The organism is Acinetobacter sp. Ac8, assembly GCF_055392545.1.
Genome location: NZ_AP043689.1, coordinates 4109192 through 4127008, shown reverse-complemented (window position 1 = coordinate 4127008; position 17817 = coordinate 4109192). Strand labels below are relative to the sequence as shown.

Sequence of the window (17817 nt, the reverse complement as noted above, 5' to 3'; positions counted from 1 at the left end):
GAAATGTGTAGCTATTTTATAACATAAAGCAGTTGTAAAGTTGGCATTGCTATAAAAGACATAAATTAAATCAGGCTTATGTATATAAACCCAACATGAATTGATCAGTATTGAATACATATCAGACATAACAAGCAGGCTGAGATTAAAATTGAAATCAAGCATATAAACAAGATTATTTTGAGCTTGATTTTAGATATTTGTGGAAATGAATAATGTTGATTTGTTAGAAATATATGAATATTTAAACTACATTTTTAGTGAGATTATTTATTTAATTTTTCAACAATTAATCAAAAAATCTATTTGAATTTAAGTATTTTTAGTAATGAAATTGTTTTTTTAAATAGAAAAAATTTAGAATTAATTTATAATAGAGGCAACTAAAACGAATAAATTATTAAAATGAACAGCTTAGTAAATAGCATTTATAAAATATTGGATCAGCTTGGACTAAACGCACAAAAACGAGCTTTGCATATCCAATTTACAAATACAGACTTAAACAACCAAGTCTTCTTACAACGTATCAATGGACAACATGGTTTAAACCAAGGTGTGTCTGTTGAACTGATTTGCCTTGCCACTTCAGCAACGATTCCCCTTAAACAATTCATCGGTAGCCAAGTGGCCATTGATCAAGTCACAGATCATGGGCAACTGTTTCGTAGCACAGGAGTGATTACTGAAGCGGCACAAGGGCAGAGTGATGGCGCACTAACGCTATATAAACTCAAACTCGAAGATGCTACTTCATTGTGGCATAAACGCCGTAACAGCCGAGTGTTTATGAATAAGTCGGTTGTGCAAGTCATAGAAACGCTGTTTAAAGAATGGCAAGACAAAAGTCCACTGTTTGCCTCCAGTTTAAGCCTTGATAAAAGTGGACTGAAAAAAGACTACGATATCCGACCATTCATTATGCAGAGTAATGAAAGTGACTACGCATTTTTAAGCCGCTTGATGCGCAGTGAAGGGATCAACTGGCTGATTGATGAAACACAATTGATTGTGCCTAGTTCTGCGACTCAAATTCAGCCGCAAAAACTGCGTTTGGTGGATGATAACAGTGAATACAAAGCACTAGAACGAAGAAAGATCCGCTTCCATCGCAGCAGTGCCACAGAACAACAAGACAGCATCACCAGCTTTATCGGGCAACGTAGCTTACAACCCACCGCTGTCCACGTACAACGCTGGCAAGCAGATGTGTTAGAGCAAGAAGAAGGTGCAGGCAGTGTCCAAAGTAAACACCAACACAGTCAAAACCAAAACAATGCCAGTCTCGGTTTAGAACAAGCTTGGCATATCAGTCCGGCATGGATTCAAGACTTGAATGGTGAAGATCAAGCAAACGCTTCAAATAACAATCAGATTGAAAAGATCAACCAAAACCTCAGTCATTACTATGATGCTCAATCCAAGCAATTTATAGCCAATTCCACTGTGCGTGATGCACAAGTAGGGTATTGGTTTGAGTTAAACGAACACCCAGAAATAGACCAACACAGTGGCTCAGACAAAGAGTTTCTGATCACGTCAAAGACATTCTATAACCAGAACAACTTACCCAAAGACCTGAGCGAACAAATCAATCGCTTGCTCCAACAGAGCAATTGGGTCAATTCAAATGTAGACTCAAACAACCCAGAGCGCCAAGCCAATCAATTGGTACTACAACGCCGTAATATCACTACTGTTCCTGAATACCACCCACTACAACACCGTCCAAGTAGCCATCCACAACGAGCCAAAGTGGTTGGGCCAAGTGGAGAGGAAATTCATGTCGATGAATGGGGACGTATTAAAGTTCGCTTCCTGTTTACTCGCAATGAAGATCATAGTCATGATGGTGGAGCAGGGAGCAATGACAATGACACTGATTCCGCTTGGGTGGATGTACTGACCCCGTGGGCAGGTGAGGGCTATGGTGCGCGGTTCTTACCGAGGATCGGCGAGATTGTCGTGATAGATTTCTTTGATGGCAATATCGACCGACCATTTGTGGTGGGGCGTATCCATGAAGCGCAACGAAGCCCAACGAAATTTGATGACAAAGGCCAATTGCCTGATACTAAAAAACTAGCAGGGATCAAAAGTCGAGAAGTTAAAGGCAGTGGCTATGGCCAGCTTAGATTTGACGATACAACTGACCAAATTAGCAGCCAGCTACAAAGCAGTCACGGTACGAGTCAACTTAACCTTGGTAATCTGAGTCATCCTAAAGAAACTGATACCAGTGAAGGACGAGGCGAAGGCTTTGAACTAAGAACAGACCAATGCGGAGCGTTACGAGCTGGGCAAGGCCTACTACTGAGTACCTATGCTCAAGATTCAGCTTCAGGCAACCATCTCGATGCGGCCGCTGCGAAAAGTCAGTTAGAAAGCAGCCTAAATAATTCTAAAGCCTTAAGTGAAGTTGCCAAGAATCAGCAAACTGATCCTTTGGAAGTGTTGGGAAATCTCAAGCAATTTCTTGATCAAATCGAAAAAGGTGAAAAAGACAAAGCGGATGCATTTAAACAAGCTTTGATGATTTTAGCTGCACCGAATTCAATCGCATTGGCAAGCAATGAAGACTTACATCTTTCTGCGGATAAACAAATCAGTTATACAGCAGGTGATAGTATCAACCTGAGTACGCAAAAGAATTTAGTTGCACATGCACAATCGAAGATCAGTCTTTTTGCGGCACAAGAAGGGGCAAGATTATTTGCAGGGAAAGGTAAAGTTGAGATCCAAGCACAAGGTGATGGTGCGGATTTGATTGCACGTAAAGGTATTCAAATCATTTCGACTGAAGAGATGATTGAGCTAAAAAGTCTCAAAGAAATTATTATCACCTCTGGTGGCTCTCAATTAAAAATTAATGGTTCAGGTGTATTTGTGACCACGGCTGCTAAGTTCGAAGTGAAGGCAGGGCAACATAGTTTTATTGGTGGAGCAAAAGTCGATTATTCACTTCCATCATTCTATGAAAATATTTGTAAGCCTTGTTTGTTAGATGCTGCAAAGTTTGGAATGGCATTTGTTGATAAATAAAATGAAAAGAGAAATTGTTCCATTTAAAAATATAAAAAGCTGTATCGAAGATGATCAACATGATTTGAACATGTATTTAATCTTGGATGCAGCGCAAGTTTCAGATCAAACTTTGCACTTTATCAATACATGGCGAAATGACGCAAGGCTAGAGTTTTATTCATTATTTTCAGGTACAACGGAGGGCAATGCACCTTTTGAAGTTGCCCCTGTACTTGTCTTAATCAATGATTTAGAGGCGTTCGAAGATGAAGGGTTTAGCTTTATTTATCACACATGGAAAGATGAACAGGCTTTAAATCTGGTATTCAGCTCATTGGATTTGGCTCAATTTGTTAAAAAAATGAAACGCTATCTCACAGTAGAATTTCCTGACGGTACACAAAAATTATTTAGATGGTTTGATCCAAGAATTGTTAAAAAAATTCATAAAATACTGACAGATCAACAAGAAGATGAATTTTTTGAAGGTATTACAAAATGGGTCATTTCAATTCGAAATTATCAGGATGTAGATTCTAATCAATTAATGGTATTGGAGAATGCATAATGCTCATACTCAGCCAAGAAAAATTATATGAATTAGATGTTGAGCAAAATAAAGAATTTTTATATGACCTTGTCTATGAAATTATAAAAGAAAACCCAGCCCTTAAACTGAATGGGCAATTTGATCAGCTATTAGAACCGGTCCAAAGCCTGATCAATCTATATATTGAAAAAGGCATCAATCAAATTTATACACTCAAATATATGGTGAAAAGCCATGTTTATTTGGGAATAGATTATGCAAATGATCCGCAACATCTTTGGCTCCAAAATGAAATGCAGCATTACAATATTGCGGAGCAAGTATCTTATGTAGATGCTTTTTATACACTTTTGGAAAGCTATAAAAGTGTGGTTTTAGGGCATGATTTTAAATTTGTTTTTAAAGCAATAGAGCAGTTAAATCAGAGTCTTAGCTATTCAAATCTTCAAGAAAATCTTTCAATTATTTATCCAGAAAAAATAGAGTTTTTAAAACAAAAAGATTTATTGGGTTCACTTCAAGAAAATTATTCCAATGATATCCAATCATATAAAGAGTATGTATTGGGAAAAGAATTTCATCATAACGTTTTTATAAAAAATTTGATTAATTTGGAGGTTTAAGATGGGTGTTGGTGGTGCAAGTCCTACAGCGGGCGCTTCATGTGCAACGTGTTTAAGGAAGTTTACGGTTCATTTTCGGAGACCCTATAATTTTCAAAAAAGAACAAAAGAATATAAGGGAGAGTTTGGGTTTGATTGGTTAAGAGATGAGTACATATTTCCTGTTTTTGAAATAAATAGAAAAATGCAGCCTGCGTTAATTAATAAAAATTACATTAGTGGTTTAAAGAAAGTATATATAGATGGTACACGGAAAATAACCCCTTGGGGTATAGAGTACATCCCATCTCATTTAGCAATTTTTGCAACTAAGGTAAAAGATAAAAATGCAAGTTCTAAAATTAATGTAGATGGTGCACTATTATCTATTGAACTTCACCAAGTTGTCGGGGATGATGAAGTACCTCTACAAGATGATGGTACAAAAATAATATTTGAAACTAATGAAAAATGTATAAAAATTTCTACATCAACTGGTAATGAAAAAAGTAATCGTCTGGAGTTACCAATTTCTTTTTTCATAAAAAATAGGAAAAAAACAGATTTGGTAGATCAGTCTAGGTGGAGTTACAGTACTAAAAATGCAATTAGAATATCTTGTGAAGGAGCAACAACTAAAGGTGCTCTAATTAGTGTAAAAGCAATAAAAGGGAATAATATTTTTGAAGTTGGGCAAATGAGCGTTTTTGCAAATGATAAAGTTCCAATAGCTAAAATATGCTTTGTTGATGTTAGTTTTAATCAAAATAAAGTTCAACGGCCTACAGGTACAGGATTGGAATATAGTTTAAAATATGAATCTTTTAATCAAGCACTTATACGACCTAAAATAGTAAGAGATACAATTTTTAATATAAAGGACATGTTAGATAAAAATAAAACATGGGACTTGGAAGGATTTTATAATAAATATTATGTAAATCAAACGAAAAACAGTTTAGGTAATAGTATAATTAGCAATACTTTAGATGATGAATTTAAGCACGATTTAATCTTTTTATTTCAGAAATATGCAAAAGTTAATGGTTTAATAAATTCTGATTCTAATGATGTTACATATGTTTTTTTTACAAATACACAATGTTCATATACCAAAAATGGTCAAATTTTTAATAGAAAAGGTAGTGCTATTTTTGCACCTGAAGCAGGATCTAATAGGAAAAAAGTATGGGGGAACTCAGTTGTTATTTATCATCATGGAGCAACTGAATTGGAGACTGTCGTCCATGAAATAGTTCATAGCTTTGGGTTATCCCATGTATTTCAAAATGAGAAAGATATACCATATTGTTTTCATAAAGGTTTTACCGATAATTTTATGGATTATGAGGATACTGATGAAGATCCACCTAAAAAATCGCTTTATAAAGGTAATCAAATAGCTTTATTTAGGCATCAATGGTTACTTATGCGTAACGATAGAAGCTTAGATTACAATGGATAAAGATATTATGAAATTTTTGATTTTATTAGTAGTAATTTTAAGTCTGTCTGCTTGCTCATTTGACTCAAATAAGGACAATTGTAGTTTAAAAAATAGTGAAAATATAAAAAATGAAAATGGCTATGATGTTCGAGTAGCTAGAGATATATCATCATTTGTTGAAAATAATAAAATTTATTTAAATTATGATCAAAATGAAATTATTAAAAGATATTTTGAGTTAAATAGTCAATATTTAGTATTGAAAGTTCTAGATAGTCTTTCTCCTGAAGTAGGTTTTAGTGATGGTACTGTTAATAATAATGTGAAGAAGAATTTTGATTACATTTCCCGTCTTTCAGCTAATAGTAATTTAAAGGGTAATCATATGTTTTTTAGTAGTGATAACTATGTTCCTTATAGTGAGCAATTAGAAGAAGAAATTGTATCTATGGTTAAAGATCAGATTTATGTGGTAAGTGGTGATAAAGTGGGTGGGGTAGATTTGAATAGTAAAGTTAGTACTTTTATAAAAAAACTAAAATGTAGTAATTCAAATGAGCCTGAAGTAGAAGAATGGAATGTAAATGATATGCACATTGTTTTGGAAGCTGATGGAAAACAAATTAAAAATAGGAAATATAATAGTTTGAATTTTTTTATTTATTTTACAAAGAAAACGGATAAAAAATATGAGACATCAATATATTAGTGTTTTATATCTATGATATTGAAAATCATATAAAAATTTTATATCTTTGATAAGGCTTAATGAGTTATGAGGAAAATTTTAACTATTTTTATATATTCTTTTTTTCTATTTGCATGTGCTCCTAATGAGCCATTAGATCATCTATGCCAGATAAATAAAAAAACTAAGAAAAGCGATACTCAAAGTGACTTAAAGGACATGTCGAGAGATATTAATTTATTTGTTGTTAATCATGATTTGTATTTGGACTATAATTTTAAAAAAATATATAGCAAATATAAGGAAATGAATTCAAATTATTTGAAGTTAAAAGTTATAGATCGATTATCTGCTACTCAAGGTTTTGATAATGGAATAGTTCACAATGAAAATTTTGAAGATAATTATCATCATATGTCTACATTAGAAGTACGAACTACAGGACAAGGTCCAAATACAAATTATTATGCTAGTGATAATTTCGTTCCATTTGATGAAAATATCCATAAAAATATCTATCTATCAATTTATGATCAAATTTTTTTAATAAATTCAGCAGCTTTAGATAAAAGTAGTCTTGATAACTTCATAGAAAATTTTTTAACTAAAGGGCGATGTCAAGGTGGGGATCAGTACGGAAAGGTTATTTCTGAAAAGAATTTTAATGGTGTACATATTATCTTGGAATCTGAACCTGAATGGTTTGTAGGGAAAGGCCAAGTCAATAGTTTTGCTTATACTGTATACTATACAAAAATGACAGATAAAAATTATGAAAAATCATTATATTATTAAACTTAAAACAATAATTTTGATATGCTTTTTTATAACGTCCTATAGTTTTGGTAGTAGTATTGAAGATCATACAAATTATTATATTTTTAAAAATAATAGTGAAAGTCTAATCGCCCCAGAAGTTGATTTTAGTAAAAATGCCCCTGTGAATCAGCTTAAATTGGAAGCAATTTCTATTGATTTTTATAAAATTAAAAATGAAATTTTAAAATCAGGATACATTGAGCATAAGGAAAATGCTCCCTTGAGTAAGAAACGTTATGAAATTGAACCAAATTCATATGGTATAAATAAGATCTTCTTTTTTGGTCGTGGTGACGAACTACCTGAAATCTCATCTACAATATATTCAACTGGAGAGAATCTTAAGTCTCAACGTAAAATAGTAATCTATTTAGGTCATGATTATGATGAAGTTACTGGAAGATATAAGAAAATTAATTTGGATCCAGAAGTTCCAATGATCTTTACAAATATTTTAGGATTGAATGAAAAAGATTTAATGGATGTTTACGAAAAACTATTGCATGAGCACATAACAGATATTGAGAATAGAGTACATAAGTATGGAGAATTCTTAGTCACCAATAGAATTAAAGTTTCAGGTCTTTGGTTTGAGTTTAATACTGATCAAACGAATAACTATACTGCCTTTTATATTTATAAGAGTAATGGTGTACCAAAAGTAAATGCTAGTAATTAATACATTAGTCAATAACGAAAAAAGGTTGGAATGAAAAAAATATTTTTAGTACTACTTTTTGTTTCTCTTGTATTTTATGTTTCTAAGAATAAATCTGATATTCATTTTGAGAGTATGGAGGTAAGTGAAAACAGAGTAAATGACCCATGCGCTAATGCGGATTGTACGCCTAGAAGCTTGTCTACGCCCTACCATAGCGTTGCACACCAAGATAGGAAACGAATAGATAATGTTTTATTTAAAAATTTGGTTGATGGCTTATTTTATAAAAAAATCATAAGTGAAAATGACTACAAAAAAGTAAATTTTAATGACAATGCGAATCCTTTGATTTTTGAAATTGGAAGTTCTATTTTAATTATTGCTTCTGAGGAAAATGGTTTTGGTGTTAAAACGATTGAATATAGGTTTGATGATTGTAATAAAATTTCAGATCTAGATAAGAATAATGTTAAATCTATTTTGAGCTTAATTGAATTTGATGGTAATTATGATAATTTCTATAAATTTAACAGGAATAAAGATGAAATAATGGTTAATAACTATAATTATAAAAGATTTAGTTTAGAAGTGAATTGTGATCCAATTAATAATTCTGGTCAATTTAATATATATAGTAAATAAAAGAATGAGTGTGAACTTTAAAATTTTTTAAGATGAAAATTATGAAAAATCATTGTTTTATTAAATTTGAAATTCGAGGCTTAAGGATATCCAATTGAGCACTCAGATCAATTCCATATCTACCGTGAATAAGCTATATTAATGGCACCAAAAATAGACAATCAACAACATGCAAAATTTACAACAACTCTTTATCAACACCCAAGAAAACTACGAATTGATCCCTGATTTTATCGATCTGCTTTTAGCATCGGATATTTATTGTTTGGGAACACAAGATCAGCATAAAAAAATTCAATTCCGTATTCTAGAAACACCAGAAGGTGATCAAGCAATACCATTCTTCATTGAACTAGAAACCATTCAAAATGATATTGGAGTCGATGCCGAATATATCACTTTAAATACACGGCAGTTTTTTGAAATGACTCAGGGGGCAACATTGGTATTGAATCCAACTTCTGAATTATCAAAAGAATTTCAACCTGAAGAAATTAAAGCAATTTTAGAGATTGATGAAGCAATTTAAAAATGTGCAGGATTCAATTTCTCCAGCATTTCGTCAATTTTTTTCAACCGTTTGATTTCATCCCATAAGGCTTTGGCTTCGGGGTAATGCTTAGACATCATCCCAATCCATTGTTTATAGCGGCCGACCATGTTCAGCTCTTTTTTATATGGTCCATTTAAAAAACGAATTTGTAAATTTAATAGTTCAGACCATGTGATAAGTGGTTCATCTGTATTTTTACGAATACATTGTGTGAGATCTGGTGTAGTCACAGCACCACGACCAATCATCAAATCTTGGCAACCTGATTCAAGTTGGCATTGCTTCGCATCAGCATTGGTCCAGATTTCACCATTGGCAATCACATTGATCTTGAGTGCTTCACGAATCGGCTGTAGCTGATCCCAAAATGCTGGAGGGGTGTACCCATCAGCTTTGGTCCGAGCATGGACAGTGACCCAAGCTGCGCCAGCATCTTCAATGGCATGCGCATTTTCAAGGGTAAAATTTCGATCCATATAACCTAAACGCATTTTTGCAGATACAGGAATATGTTTGGGTACAGCATCACGTACAGCCTTGACCAACTCATGTACAACCTCAGGCTCATCGAGAAGTACTGAACCACCTCTATGACGGTTTACTGTTTTGGCAGGGCAACCAAAATTCATATCGATTGCAGGAGCACCTAATTCAGCAGCGCGTACCGCATTGGCTGCGAGCATTTCAGGATTATTTCCTAAAAACTGAACATGTACTGGTGTGCCAGCAACTGTCTTGCCTTGATTGTTTAATTCTGGACAATAACTATGATAAACATGGTCAGGTAAGACCGAATCCGTTACACGGATAAACTCAGTCACGCACCAGTCAAAGCTACCGACATGTGTGAGAACGTCACGCATGATAGGGTCGGTTAAGCCTTCCATTGGGGCGAGTATAAGTTTCAATGTGATTTTACCTAAGAGTTAAAAACAGGTGCGTTATACTTTTTTTTGAAAGGGTTGTCTATAAAAATTAAAGCAATAATGCCTAGCTAACCTAAAAAACATTGATCTATTGCATTATGTTCAAATCGATATTTTATACCCGATAAAGAAAATAATGTTAAAACACCATAAAATTTATTATTTTTTAGTGATTTATGGTCGTAAATAGAAAATTTCACCCCATCAGTATATCCTCTTTCATTCACTATTGCATATACAGTTCCGATCGCAAAATTATTTAAATGAAAGGTAAAATTATGCTTAATGGTATCATTTTTATGGATAATAAATTCTGGCAGTATTTGAACTTCAATTTCATCCGTGTCAGCATTTGTATGAAATAACCAATAAACTAAATTTACTTTTATAATAACTTGAGGAAAAAGAAATGAAGAGTTTGAATGTTGAATAATATGGAAATCATTGATGACCCTTTCTTCTTCTAGATTTTTTAGATAGTCAAAAAAAGAGCTGATTTCCATAGTTTTATCTTAATTCGTAATATGTACTAGTCGTTTAATAACTGATTTTTTATCACCGATGCAAAATCATTTCCAAAACAAATTTAGAACCAATAAAGCCAACTGCCAATAAAAAGAATCCAATCATGGTAAAGCGAATGGCTTTCTGACCGCGCCAGCCAAACTTATAGTGACCAATTAACAACGCACCGTAAACAAACCAAGACACAATACTAAACACAGTCTTATGTGCTAGGTGCTGTGCAAAGAAGTCATCAATGGTAAAGAAACCAAAACATAGGGCGACAGTTAATAAAACAAAACCAGTAATGAGCATATCAAAAAGTAAGGATTCCATGGCTTGATATGACGGTAAGAAGTTGACCCAAATACGTTTTTTTTGTTTCTTTTTGAGTTCGCGGTTTTGAAACCAAATCAAAACGGCTTGTATGGTTGCCATGAGTAAAACGGCATAAGCAGATAAAGACAGAATGATATGGATGTCTAAACCGATAGAATGCTGTTCAATAAATTGATCTGGTTTACTAAAACAAAAACCGAGAATCAAACCAAAGGCGGCAACAGGAATTCCAATCAAATTTAGTGAAAGAACAGGACGATAGGTACTGTAAAGCATACTTAGAACCAACATTAACGCAGAGGTAAAAGACATCAAGTTAAAGACGTCGTAATTAATCCCTAGTGGTGTAAGTATGTCGTTATGCAGTACACTTGCATGTAATATCAGCCCTAAACCTGACATGATGCCAATAAACCAAGGGTTTGCGGAACGTTTAGCCATTAAGTGCATGAACAAATACCAAAATGAAGAGGTATAGGCAATTAATGCTAAAATCGTATAAACCAAGGGTAGGCTAATCATGTCAAACCTTTTTCAGGATGATGAATATTCATGTTATAAGATATAAATTCCATGTGAACTACAGTATCCTATAGCATCTTGAGCATAAATTTTCTATTTTAAGAAAGATTTTTTTGCTACTAGCTATTTTAAGCGGATTTTGCAATGTTTGATACCTTAACAGAACGACTCACGCAGAGTCTCAGAAATGTTACTGGCTCTGGGCAGCTAACCGAAGATAATATTAAAGATACCTTACGTGAAGTGCGTATGGCACTTCTTGAAGCCGATGTTGCTTTGCCTGTAACTCGTGAGTTTATTGCGAAAGTTAAGGAAGAAGCATTGGGTCAAGAAGTTATGACTCAGCTTTCACCAGGTCAAGCTTTCGTTAAAATTGTGTATGACGAACTCACCAAAATGATGGGTGAGGCAAACGAAAGCCTAGACTTAGCTGCAAAACCACCTGTTGTGATTCTTCTCGCAGGTTTACAGGGTGCTGGTAAAACCACGACAGCTGCAAAACTTGGACGTTTCTTAAAAGAACGTCAAAAGAAAAAAGTGGCGATGGTTTCTGCCGATGTTTACCGCCCAGCTGCGATTAAGCAACTGCAAACAGTTGCTGCTGAAGTGGGTGTTGATTTTATTGAATCGGACGCTTCTGAAGATCCGATTAAAATTGCACAACGTGCAATTGGTCAAGCCAAAATTAACTTTAATGATGTTTTGATTGTCGATACGGCAGGGCGTTTGCATGTCGATGATGACATGATGGACGAAATTAAAGCATTACACGCTGCAATTGGCCCAACAGAAACCCTATTTGTCGTTGATGCAATGACAGGTCAGGATGCGGCAAATACCGCTAAAGCTTTCAATGATGCATTACCATTAACGGGTGTTATCCTCACCAAAACCGATGGTGATGCACGTGGTGGTGCGGCGCTTTCGGTACGTGCGATTACTGGTAAGCCAATTAAATTCTTAGGTATGGGTGAAAAACTCGATGCCTTAGAGCCATTCCATCCTGAGCGTGTTGCACAACGTATCTTAGGTATGGGTGACGTACTTTCTTTAGTCGAAGAAGTTGAACGTAAAATCGACAAAGAAAAAGCCGAAAAAATGGCGAAAAAATTGCAGAAAGGCGGGAGCTTCAACTTTGAAGACATGCTGATGCAATTTGAACAGATGAACAAAATGGGCGGTATGATGGGCTTCTTGGATAAGTTGCCTGGCATGAGCAATTCAGGCATTCAAGATGCGATTGCACAAGCAAATCCTGAAAAGCAAGTGAAAAAGATGGAAGCGATTATTCAATCGATGACCATTAAAGAACGTCGTAACCCAGACTTAATGAATCCGAGCCGTAAAAAGCGTATTGCAGCAGGCTGTGGTATGGATGTGGTTGAAGTCAATAAACTGATCAAACAACATGCGCAAATGGCGAAAATGATGAAGAAGTTTGCTAATCCATCGGGTATGGCAAAAATGATGCGCTCATTGGGCGGAATGCAAAAACAGTTTGGCGGTGGTGGCGGTATGGGACCATTGTTTGGTAATAATGATAAAAAATAAGTCTCATTTTTTTTATAAAAAGCGCCTTAGGGCGCTTTTTTGTTAAATAAAAATAACATACTTTTGTTGGCTGTTTAGATATTCTGAGCCCATTATTTGAATATGATTTAAACAATAATTGATAAGAAGTTGATTTATGAAAAAAGTATTTATCGTACACGGTTATAAAGACTCCCCTGAACATCATTGGTATCCGTGGCTAAAGCAACAAGTATTGTCTACAGGGCATGCATGTGAAGTGATTGATCTAGAACATCCAGAGCAGCCCCAATATGAGCTGTGGAAGCATAATATTACGCAGCAAATTAAGTCACTCAATGACGATACCATCATTGTGGCACATGGCTTAGGAGGGATTGCCAGTCTGGATTTTCTTTCAAGTGAATTATTGGGGCGAAAATTAGGTGCTTTGTTTTTGGTTGCGGGATTCAGTAAAAACTTAGCCGTTTTACCTGAACTTAATTTATTTTTACAACACGCTCGGGTCGATGATGCGCTGCTCAGAATGAATATTCTGAATCGCTTTATCTTTTTCTCCAACAATGATCCTTTTGTGCCAGCGCCTGTCAGTATTCAATTGGGTTATTCGCTGAATTCACAAATGATTGAAGTGAAAGGTGCAGGGCATTTTATGGCAACAGAGGGCTATACCAGCTTAACTGTACTTTGGGAAAAGTTAGCAGTTTTATTACAACCTGAATCTCAAACTGGTACTCAGGCTGCATATTCGATTTTATCGTGATGCTGTTTTATTGATTGAGCTTTTGATAAAGCTCGTCAAGAATCTCCTGAGCGTGTTGCTCATCTTGAATCAAATTGCCTTGTTGATCCCAAACTTTACTGTCCAGAATCGAATAATCTTCACTTGGGCTTAATTTTAGTTCAGCTGCAGGTTTGCCATCTTCATACCATACCTTTTGAACGATGGGCTGATCATCTGAATATTCTTCCTGTAGCCCAAGTTGACCATTTGAATAGTATGTTTCAGTTTTTCCAACTGATCTCTGGTCTTGGCTGGTCGATTTAAAGCTGACTTTTCCATTTTCAAAATAGCCCACAACTTCACCGTCGACATATTTACTATCAAAGCTATTTAAGCCTTGAGGGGCTTTAATCCAAAATGGGTCAGATTGTTTTTTACGACTATTTTGATAGAAGTCCTGAACTAAGAAACGGCCATCTTTATCACGACCTAATAATTTTCTGAAATATCCATTTTCTACAGGTGTGAGTGAATAACCCTGATCCATGACTAAGCCGCACCCACAGGCTTCTTCACCTGCATCTGGAGCAAAGTAAGCAATAACGGGTTCAGTTGTTGCCATGGTTGTTGAAGGTGAGTGCGTGGTTTGTAAACTGGTACAACCCACCATTGTGAAGCTCATTAAACAGGCACTAAGCAGTAAGGGTATCGTTTTCATAATGATTGCTCTTTTATCGTGTTTATGGTTGTGTTTATTTATTAAAAATGGAAGATTGCTGATCTTCCATTAAATTGTATTTAGGTTTAAGCGGTTTGTCGATCTATATAGAACTGTAAGCCTTTGAGTAATAAATCTGATTCAATTCTTGGTTGATATTTCTCTAGAAATTGTGCAAATAGATTGGCATCACCACCTGTTAAAATAAGCTTGCGTGGTTGTTGCTCAAGCACTTTTTCAATGGTGCTTAACAGCCCCAAGAAGATGCCATGATGTACTGCATCTATGGTATTCCGACCAGCACTTAGCTCTGAAAAAGCCGCATCTGGAATTTTAATACCTTTGGTTTTTTGAATTAAAGAATCACGTTGTAAATAGAGGTTAGGCAGAATATAACCGCCTAAATGTTGTAAGCCTTGGGTTAAATCAATTGTTAAAGCTGTGCCACAGCTAATCACACACAAGTCATCATCAGCTTTCGCCACAGCCAAAACTTGTAACCAACGATCGATCCCAAGTTGTTCTATATGGTCATAACCACAACGTAATCCTGCATATTCAGCATGCACTTTGGCAAAAGTTACCGGAATATCGAGTAATTTTAAAATCTGGACAATGCGTTCGTTGTTCTTTTTATCTTGGACTGAGGAAATTCCAATTTTGTCTAAGCCTAAACCACGGAAATGTTGAATTAAACCCAATAGCAAATCCGCAGGGGATTGGAGATGTAATTCTGCTGCCTGTTGGATAATTTGATTATTTTCAGTAATCCAATATTTTAGACGGGTATTTCCAATATCTAACCAAAGTGCTTTCATGATTTTGCCTATTTGAAACTGAACATAATCTGCATAATTATTTTATTTGAAAATATTGAACGACTTAGAGAGCATCTCAATCTGATCAATCAAATAGGGCAAATAACCTGCGGTTCATTTTGCTGAACGTTGTTCCGTACTGTTAGTAACTGTTTGCTATGATCTTTGGATCAATACGATTACTGCGCAATATATAGCGAAATGTATAGCGAAAAAAGCCCTGTTTTAAATAATTGCCGATCACTTTTTCACGATACATCTGATCAATCCATCTCATTTTAGACAATAGATCACATCGTTATTTATGCTTCAGCTAAGCGTAAACGCCCTTGATAGACATTGACTAAGCCTTGAGCTGTCAATAAATTCAGTGCGCCATCATCAGAAATTCCTTTGAAAATACCTTCAATTGAATTTTGAATTTGTTCAAAATGAACCTGTTGATCCATAAAGGCAGCATAGTGATTAAATCGTGCTGCAAGGTTATAACAACCATGATCAAACCATTGTCCAGCTTGTTGAATTGCCAAATACATTTCTGCAATGATTTGGATTCGATTTGGAAATTGTAGGCCTAATTGCATTACTGAGGTGGCTTGTTGGGTCACATTTTCTTTGGGGATCGGAAATAAGTTGATCCCGATTCCAACAATGGCTTGATGTGGTGAAATGGGCTCAACCAAAATTCCGCCCCACTTTCCTTGAGGGCTATATAGGTCATTGGGCCATTTAATTTGTAATGCTGGTAAATTCTTAAGTGTTGGCATTTGTAAGATATTTAAAGCAATTTCCAATGCTAAACGCCCATCTAAGGCTGTTCGAGTTTCAAGCAATGTGCTTAAATAAATGTTACCAATTGGCGAAACCCATTCCCGTTGGTGCTGACCTCGTCCTTGAGTCTGAGTTTCACTACAGACCAAAACTGTCTTGACGCCGCTGAGCGCAATTTCACGCACATCATCATTGGTCGATGCTGTCGTCTGCTTTAAAAGCAGCACTTCAGGGAGTTCATTTGCTTGTGTAAGAAGTTGTCTAAGATGACGAGTCTCTAAATCCATGTTGAATCTGAGAAGAGTGAAGGAACATTTATGGAGTTAATCATATATTTAGGTATTGGTGCAATCGCAGGATTTGCCGCAGGACTATTTGGTGTTGGTGGTGGCTTAATTATTGTACCAATTCTCTATGTGGTCTTTACCAAAATGGGCTATGATCCTTCGGTCATTATGCACATGGCATTGGGAACTTCACTTGCAACAATTATTGTAACTTCAATTAGTTCCGTAACAGCGCATCATAAAAAAGGTGCAGTACTTTGGAATGTTTTTAAAAACTTAGCCCCAGGTTTGGTGATTGGCTCATTTATTGGTGCTGGCATTGCAGATATTTTATCAGGTCAGCATTTACAGCTGATTATTGGTGCTTTTGCAATTTGGGTGGCATTTAAAATGTTTAAGGGAGCCAATGTCAAAGTCGATGAATCTAAACAATTACCAACTGCACCTATGCAAATGCTGGCTGGTGGGGGAATTGGAGTTGCATCGGCAATTTTTGGTATTGGTGGCGGAAGTCTGACCGTTCCCTATCTCAACAAAAATGGTGTGGTGATGCAAAAAGCCGTTGCAACATCAGCAGCTTGTGGTCTACCGATCGCAATTGCGGGTGCGCTCGGTTTTATGTTCTTTGGTGCACAAGAACCAACCGAAATTAAAAATTCAATTGGTTATGTGCATATCTATGCCTTTATTGGGATCAGTGTAATGAGTTTTATCACTGCCAAATTTGGCGCAAAGGTGGCGCACGCACTTTCTCCAGCGATGTTGAAAAAATGCTTTGCATGCTTACTTACAGTGGTCGGTCTTTATTTTATTTATCAAGGTATTACTAAGTAGATTCCGATCAATGGTACTTTTTCTAAACACTGAGTTGACTTAAAATACATTAAAATTGTCGGACAATGTCATGGTTTCAATTGAATTAAATCAGGTACAACTAAAATAATGACAATTGACATTGTCCAAGTAAAGAATAATAAACCAAGATAGGAATTATATGCATTCGGAAGAAGTGGATAGCCTTTCAGAACAGATTGCCAAACATATTAGTGAACAAATTATTAGTGGCGAGTTGGTTGAAGGGGAACGAATACAAGAACTACGTATTGCCAAAGAACTGGATGTCAGTCGTGGCTCGGTACGCGAAGCCCTTTTGCTTTTAGAAAGAACCCATCTGATTGAAATTTATCCTCGTCGTGGTGCAATTGTCTCAGAAATGTCAGCACAACAAGTCCGTGCATTGTTCGATACCAGCGCATTGTTATTAGGTCAAATCGTGCAACGTATGAGTGAAACATGGCGCAATCATGAAGCTGAAGCGATTCAGCAGATGATGAATCATTTGGTTGAGCAGGTGAAGCAAGGCAATACTGAAAAGTTTTATGATGGCATATTTCAATTTTTATCAGGGCAACAGGACATGGTTGGGAATCCCTACCTGATGAAATTTTATAAAGAGTTGTTACCCTCCCTACGAAGAAGTTATTTTTTAACCTTAAATACTTCAAGACGCGAGCTTCAAGAAGCTTTAGAATTGCTTAAGTTGGTGATTGACGCAATTTTAATCCGAAAATCACAACAAGCTACTTTATTTATGGAAGATTTTTGTCGACACTTACGTAATCTGGTGTTGGAATCTCTGACACGGATGAAACAAATCGAACTCGCTTGGGCGCGGAGATCGCGTCGGTAATT

Annotated in this window: 19 protein-coding genes; 13 read left to right on the top strand and 6 right to left on the bottom strand. The window is 35.6% G+C overall.

Going from position 1 to position 17817, the window contains the following annotated elements; translation table 11 throughout:
• Positions 1 to 405: 405 nt before the first annotated feature.
• The 9 genes from ACZ5QH_RS19555 (at position 406) to ACZ5QH_RS19515 (ending at position 8962) form a co-directional block, all read left to right on the top strand.
• A complete protein-coding gene (locus ACZ5QH_RS19555; protein ID WP_303577436.1) occupies positions 406 to 3042 on the top strand; it encodes a type VI secretion system Vgr family protein in 2637 nt (878 codons plus the stop codon).
• 1 nt (position 3043) lies between these two features.
• On the top strand, positions 3044 to 3592 hold the full coding sequence (locus ACZ5QH_RS19550; protein WP_303577435.1) for a DUF4123 domain-containing protein: 549 nt from the start codon (positions 3044 to 3046) through the stop codon (positions 3590 to 3592).
• Complete coding sequence (locus ACZ5QH_RS19545; protein WP_303577434.1) at positions 3592 to 4197, top strand: hypothetical protein; 606 nt, start codon at positions 3592 to 3594, stop codon at positions 4195 to 4197. Before ACZ5QH_RS19550 ends, ACZ5QH_RS19545 begins: the two co-directional genes overlap by 1 nt.
• Position 4198: 1 nt before the next feature.
• Positions 4199 to 5641 carry a zinc metalloprotease gene (locus ACZ5QH_RS19540; protein ID WP_004817835.1) on the top strand — a complete coding sequence of 481 codons (1443 nt, stop codon included), beginning with the start codon at positions 4199 to 4201 and terminating at the stop codon, positions 5639 to 5641.
• 7 nt (positions 5642 to 5648) lie between these two features.
• The gene (locus tag ACZ5QH_RS19535; protein ID WP_004817833.1) at positions 5649 to 6332 is read left to right on the top strand and encodes a hypothetical protein; all 684 of its coding nucleotides are present in this window, start codon (positions 5649 to 5651) and stop codon (positions 6330 to 6332) included.
• Between the two features lie 66 nt (positions 6333 to 6398).
• Positions 6399 to 7106, top strand: a complete 708-nt coding sequence (locus ACZ5QH_RS19530; protein WP_004817829.1) for a hypothetical protein — start codon at positions 6399 to 6401, stop codon at positions 7104 to 7106.
• Positions 7084 to 7809 carry a hypothetical protein gene (locus ACZ5QH_RS19525; protein ID WP_303577433.1) on the top strand — a complete coding sequence of 242 codons (726 nt, stop codon included), beginning with the start codon at positions 7084 to 7086 and terminating at the stop codon, positions 7807 to 7809. The genes ACZ5QH_RS19530 and ACZ5QH_RS19525 overlap by 23 nt, the downstream gene beginning before the upstream one ends.
• Positions 7810 to 7839: 30 nt before the next feature.
• Positions 7840 to 8433: a hypothetical protein gene (locus ACZ5QH_RS19520; protein ID WP_303577432.1), complete on the top strand. Its 594-nt coding sequence runs from the start codon at positions 7840 to 7842 to the stop codon at positions 8431 to 8433.
• Positions 8434 to 8602: 169 nt separating this feature from the next.
• Positions 8603 to 8962, top strand: coding sequence for an SseB family protein (locus ACZ5QH_RS19515; protein ID WP_004817824.1), 360 nt, complete (start codon positions 8603 to 8605; stop codon positions 8960 to 8962).
• On the opposite strand, the gene ACZ5QH_RS19510 is transcribed toward ACZ5QH_RS19515, so the two are convergent.
• The 3 genes from ACZ5QH_RS19510 to ACZ5QH_RS19500 all read right to left on the bottom strand — a co-directional run bounded on the left by ACZ5QH_RS19510 (position 8959) and on the right by ACZ5QH_RS19500 (position 11277).
• Positions 8959 to 9894 (bottom strand): tRNA dihydrouridine synthase, encoded by a 936-nt coding sequence (locus ACZ5QH_RS19510; protein ID WP_212749947.1) that lies wholly within the window; start codon positions 9892 to 9894, stop codon positions 8959 to 8961. The two genes, ACZ5QH_RS19515 and ACZ5QH_RS19510, sit on opposite strands and share 4 nt — an antisense overlap.
• A gap of 86 nt (positions 9895 to 9980) precedes the next feature.
• On the bottom strand, positions 9981 to 10415 hold the full coding sequence (locus ACZ5QH_RS19505; RefSeq protein ID WP_004817820.1) for a DUF6334 family protein: 435 nt from the start codon (positions 10413 to 10415) through the stop codon (positions 9981 to 9983).
• 52 nt (positions 10416 to 10467) lie between these two features.
• Positions 10468 to 11277 carry a cytochrome C assembly family protein gene (locus ACZ5QH_RS19500; RefSeq protein ID WP_004724062.1) on the bottom strand — a complete coding sequence of 270 codons (810 nt, stop codon included), beginning with the start codon at positions 11275 to 11277 and terminating at the stop codon, positions 10468 to 10470.
• Between the two features lie 144 nt (positions 11278 to 11421).
• Between ACZ5QH_RS19500 and ffh the strand changes: the two genes are divergently transcribed.
• Complete coding sequence (gene ffh / locus ACZ5QH_RS19495) at positions 11422 to 12828, top strand: signal recognition particle protein (RefSeq protein ID WP_004817818.1); 1407 nt, start codon at positions 11422 to 11424, stop codon at positions 12826 to 12828.
• Positions 12829 to 12964: 136 nt separating this feature from the next.
• Positions 12965 to 13570, top strand: a complete 606-nt coding sequence (locus ACZ5QH_RS19490) for an RBBP9/YdeN family alpha/beta hydrolase (RefSeq protein WP_004817816.1) — start codon at positions 12965 to 12967, stop codon at positions 13568 to 13570.
• 7 nt (positions 13571 to 13577) lie between these two features.
• On the opposite strand, the gene ACZ5QH_RS19485 is transcribed toward ACZ5QH_RS19490, so the two are convergent.
• From ACZ5QH_RS19485 to ACZ5QH_RS19475, 3 genes are all read right to left on the bottom strand, one after another.
• A complete protein-coding gene (locus ACZ5QH_RS19485) occupies positions 13578 to 14249 on the bottom strand; it encodes a toxin-antitoxin system YwqK family antitoxin (RefSeq protein WP_239044898.1) in 672 nt (223 codons plus the stop codon).
• Between the two features lie 86 nt (positions 14250 to 14335).
• Positions 14336 to 15067: a type III pantothenate kinase gene (locus ACZ5QH_RS19480; RefSeq protein ID WP_303577431.1), complete on the bottom strand. Its 732-nt coding sequence runs from the start codon at positions 15065 to 15067 to the stop codon at positions 14336 to 14338.
• Positions 15068 to 15369: 302 nt separating this feature from the next.
• Positions 15370 to 16125, bottom strand: coding sequence for a biotin--[acetyl-CoA-carboxylase] ligase (locus ACZ5QH_RS19475; protein ID WP_239044900.1), 756 nt, complete (start codon positions 16123 to 16125; stop codon positions 15370 to 15372).
• A 30-nt stretch (positions 16126 to 16155) separates the two neighbouring features.
• On the opposite strand from ACZ5QH_RS19475, the gene ACZ5QH_RS19470 reads away from it, so the two are divergent.
• Positions 16156 to 16959, top strand: coding sequence for a sulfite exporter TauE/SafE family protein (locus ACZ5QH_RS19470; protein ID WP_004724050.1), 804 nt, complete (start codon positions 16156 to 16158; stop codon positions 16957 to 16959).
• A gap of 160 nt (positions 16960 to 17119) precedes the next feature.
• Positions 17120 to 17815 carry a GntR family transcriptional regulator gene (locus ACZ5QH_RS19465; protein ID WP_004724049.1) on the top strand — a complete coding sequence of 232 codons (696 nt, stop codon included), beginning with the start codon at positions 17120 to 17122 and terminating at the stop codon, positions 17813 to 17815.
• Positions 17816 to 17817 lie beyond the last annotated feature (2 nt).

What these genes read in the sequence shown, in the direction of transcription:
- ACZ5QH_RS19555 (WP_303577436.1), top strand. Translation starts at nt 406, where the DNA reads ATGAACAGCTTAGTAAATAGCATTTATAAAATATTGGATCAGCTTGGA.
- ACZ5QH_RS19550 (WP_303577435.1), top strand. Translation starts at nt 3,044, where the DNA reads ATGAAAAGAGAAATTGTTCCATTTAAAAATATAAAAAGCTGTATCGAA.
- ACZ5QH_RS19545 (WP_303577434.1), top strand. Translation starts at nt 3,592, where the DNA reads ATGCTCATACTCAGCCAAGAAAAATTATATGAATTAGATGTTGAGCAA.
- ACZ5QH_RS19540 (WP_004817835.1), top strand. Translation starts at nt 4,199, where the DNA reads ATGGGTGTTGGTGGTGCAAGTCCTACAGCGGGCGCTTCATGTGCAACG.
- ACZ5QH_RS19535 (WP_004817833.1), top strand. Translation starts at nt 5,649, where the DNA reads ATGAAATTTTTGATTTTATTAGTAGTAATTTTAAGTCTGTCTGCTTGC.
- ACZ5QH_RS19530 (WP_004817829.1), top strand. Translation starts at nt 6,399, where the DNA reads ATGAGGAAAATTTTAACTATTTTTATATATTCTTTTTTTCTATTTGCA.
- ACZ5QH_RS19525 (WP_303577433.1), top strand. Translation starts at nt 7,084, where the DNA reads ATGAAAAATCATTATATTATTAAACTTAAAACAATAATTTTGATATGC.
- ACZ5QH_RS19520 (WP_303577432.1), top strand. Translation starts at nt 7,840, where the DNA reads ATGAAAAAAATATTTTTAGTACTACTTTTTGTTTCTCTTGTATTTTAT.
- ACZ5QH_RS19515 (WP_004817824.1), top strand. Translation starts at nt 8,603, where the DNA reads ATGCAAAATTTACAACAACTCTTTATCAACACCCAAGAAAACTACGAA.
- ACZ5QH_RS19505 (WP_004817820.1), bottom strand. Translation starts at nt 10,415, where the DNA reads ATGGAAATCAGCTCTTTTTTTGACTATCTAAAAAATCTAGAAGAAGAA.
- ACZ5QH_RS19500 (WP_004724062.1), bottom strand. Translation starts at nt 11,277, where the DNA reads ATGATTAGCCTACCCTTGGTTTATACGATTTTAGCATTAATTGCCTAT.
- ffh (WP_004817818.1), top strand. Translation starts at nt 11,422, where the DNA reads ATGTTTGATACCTTAACAGAACGACTCACGCAGAGTCTCAGAAATGTT.
- ACZ5QH_RS19490 (WP_004817816.1), top strand. Translation starts at nt 12,965, where the DNA reads ATGAAAAAAGTATTTATCGTACACGGTTATAAAGACTCCCCTGAACAT.
- ACZ5QH_RS19485 (WP_239044898.1), bottom strand. Translation starts at nt 14,249, where the DNA reads ATGAAAACGATACCCTTACTGCTTAGTGCCTGTTTAATGAGCTTCACA.
- ACZ5QH_RS19480 (WP_303577431.1), bottom strand. Translation starts at nt 15,067, where the DNA reads ATGAAAGCACTTTGGTTAGATATTGGAAATACCCGTCTAAAATATTGG.
- ACZ5QH_RS19475 (WP_239044900.1), bottom strand. Translation starts at nt 16,125, where the DNA reads ATGGATTTAGAGACTCGTCATCTTAGACAACTTCTTACACAAGCAAAT.
- ACZ5QH_RS19470 (WP_004724050.1), top strand. Translation starts at nt 16,156, where the DNA reads ATGGAGTTAATCATATATTTAGGTATTGGTGCAATCGCAGGATTTGCC.
- ACZ5QH_RS19465 (WP_004724049.1), top strand. Translation starts at nt 17,120, where the DNA reads ATGCATTCGGAAGAAGTGGATAGCCTTTCAGAACAGATTGCCAAACAT.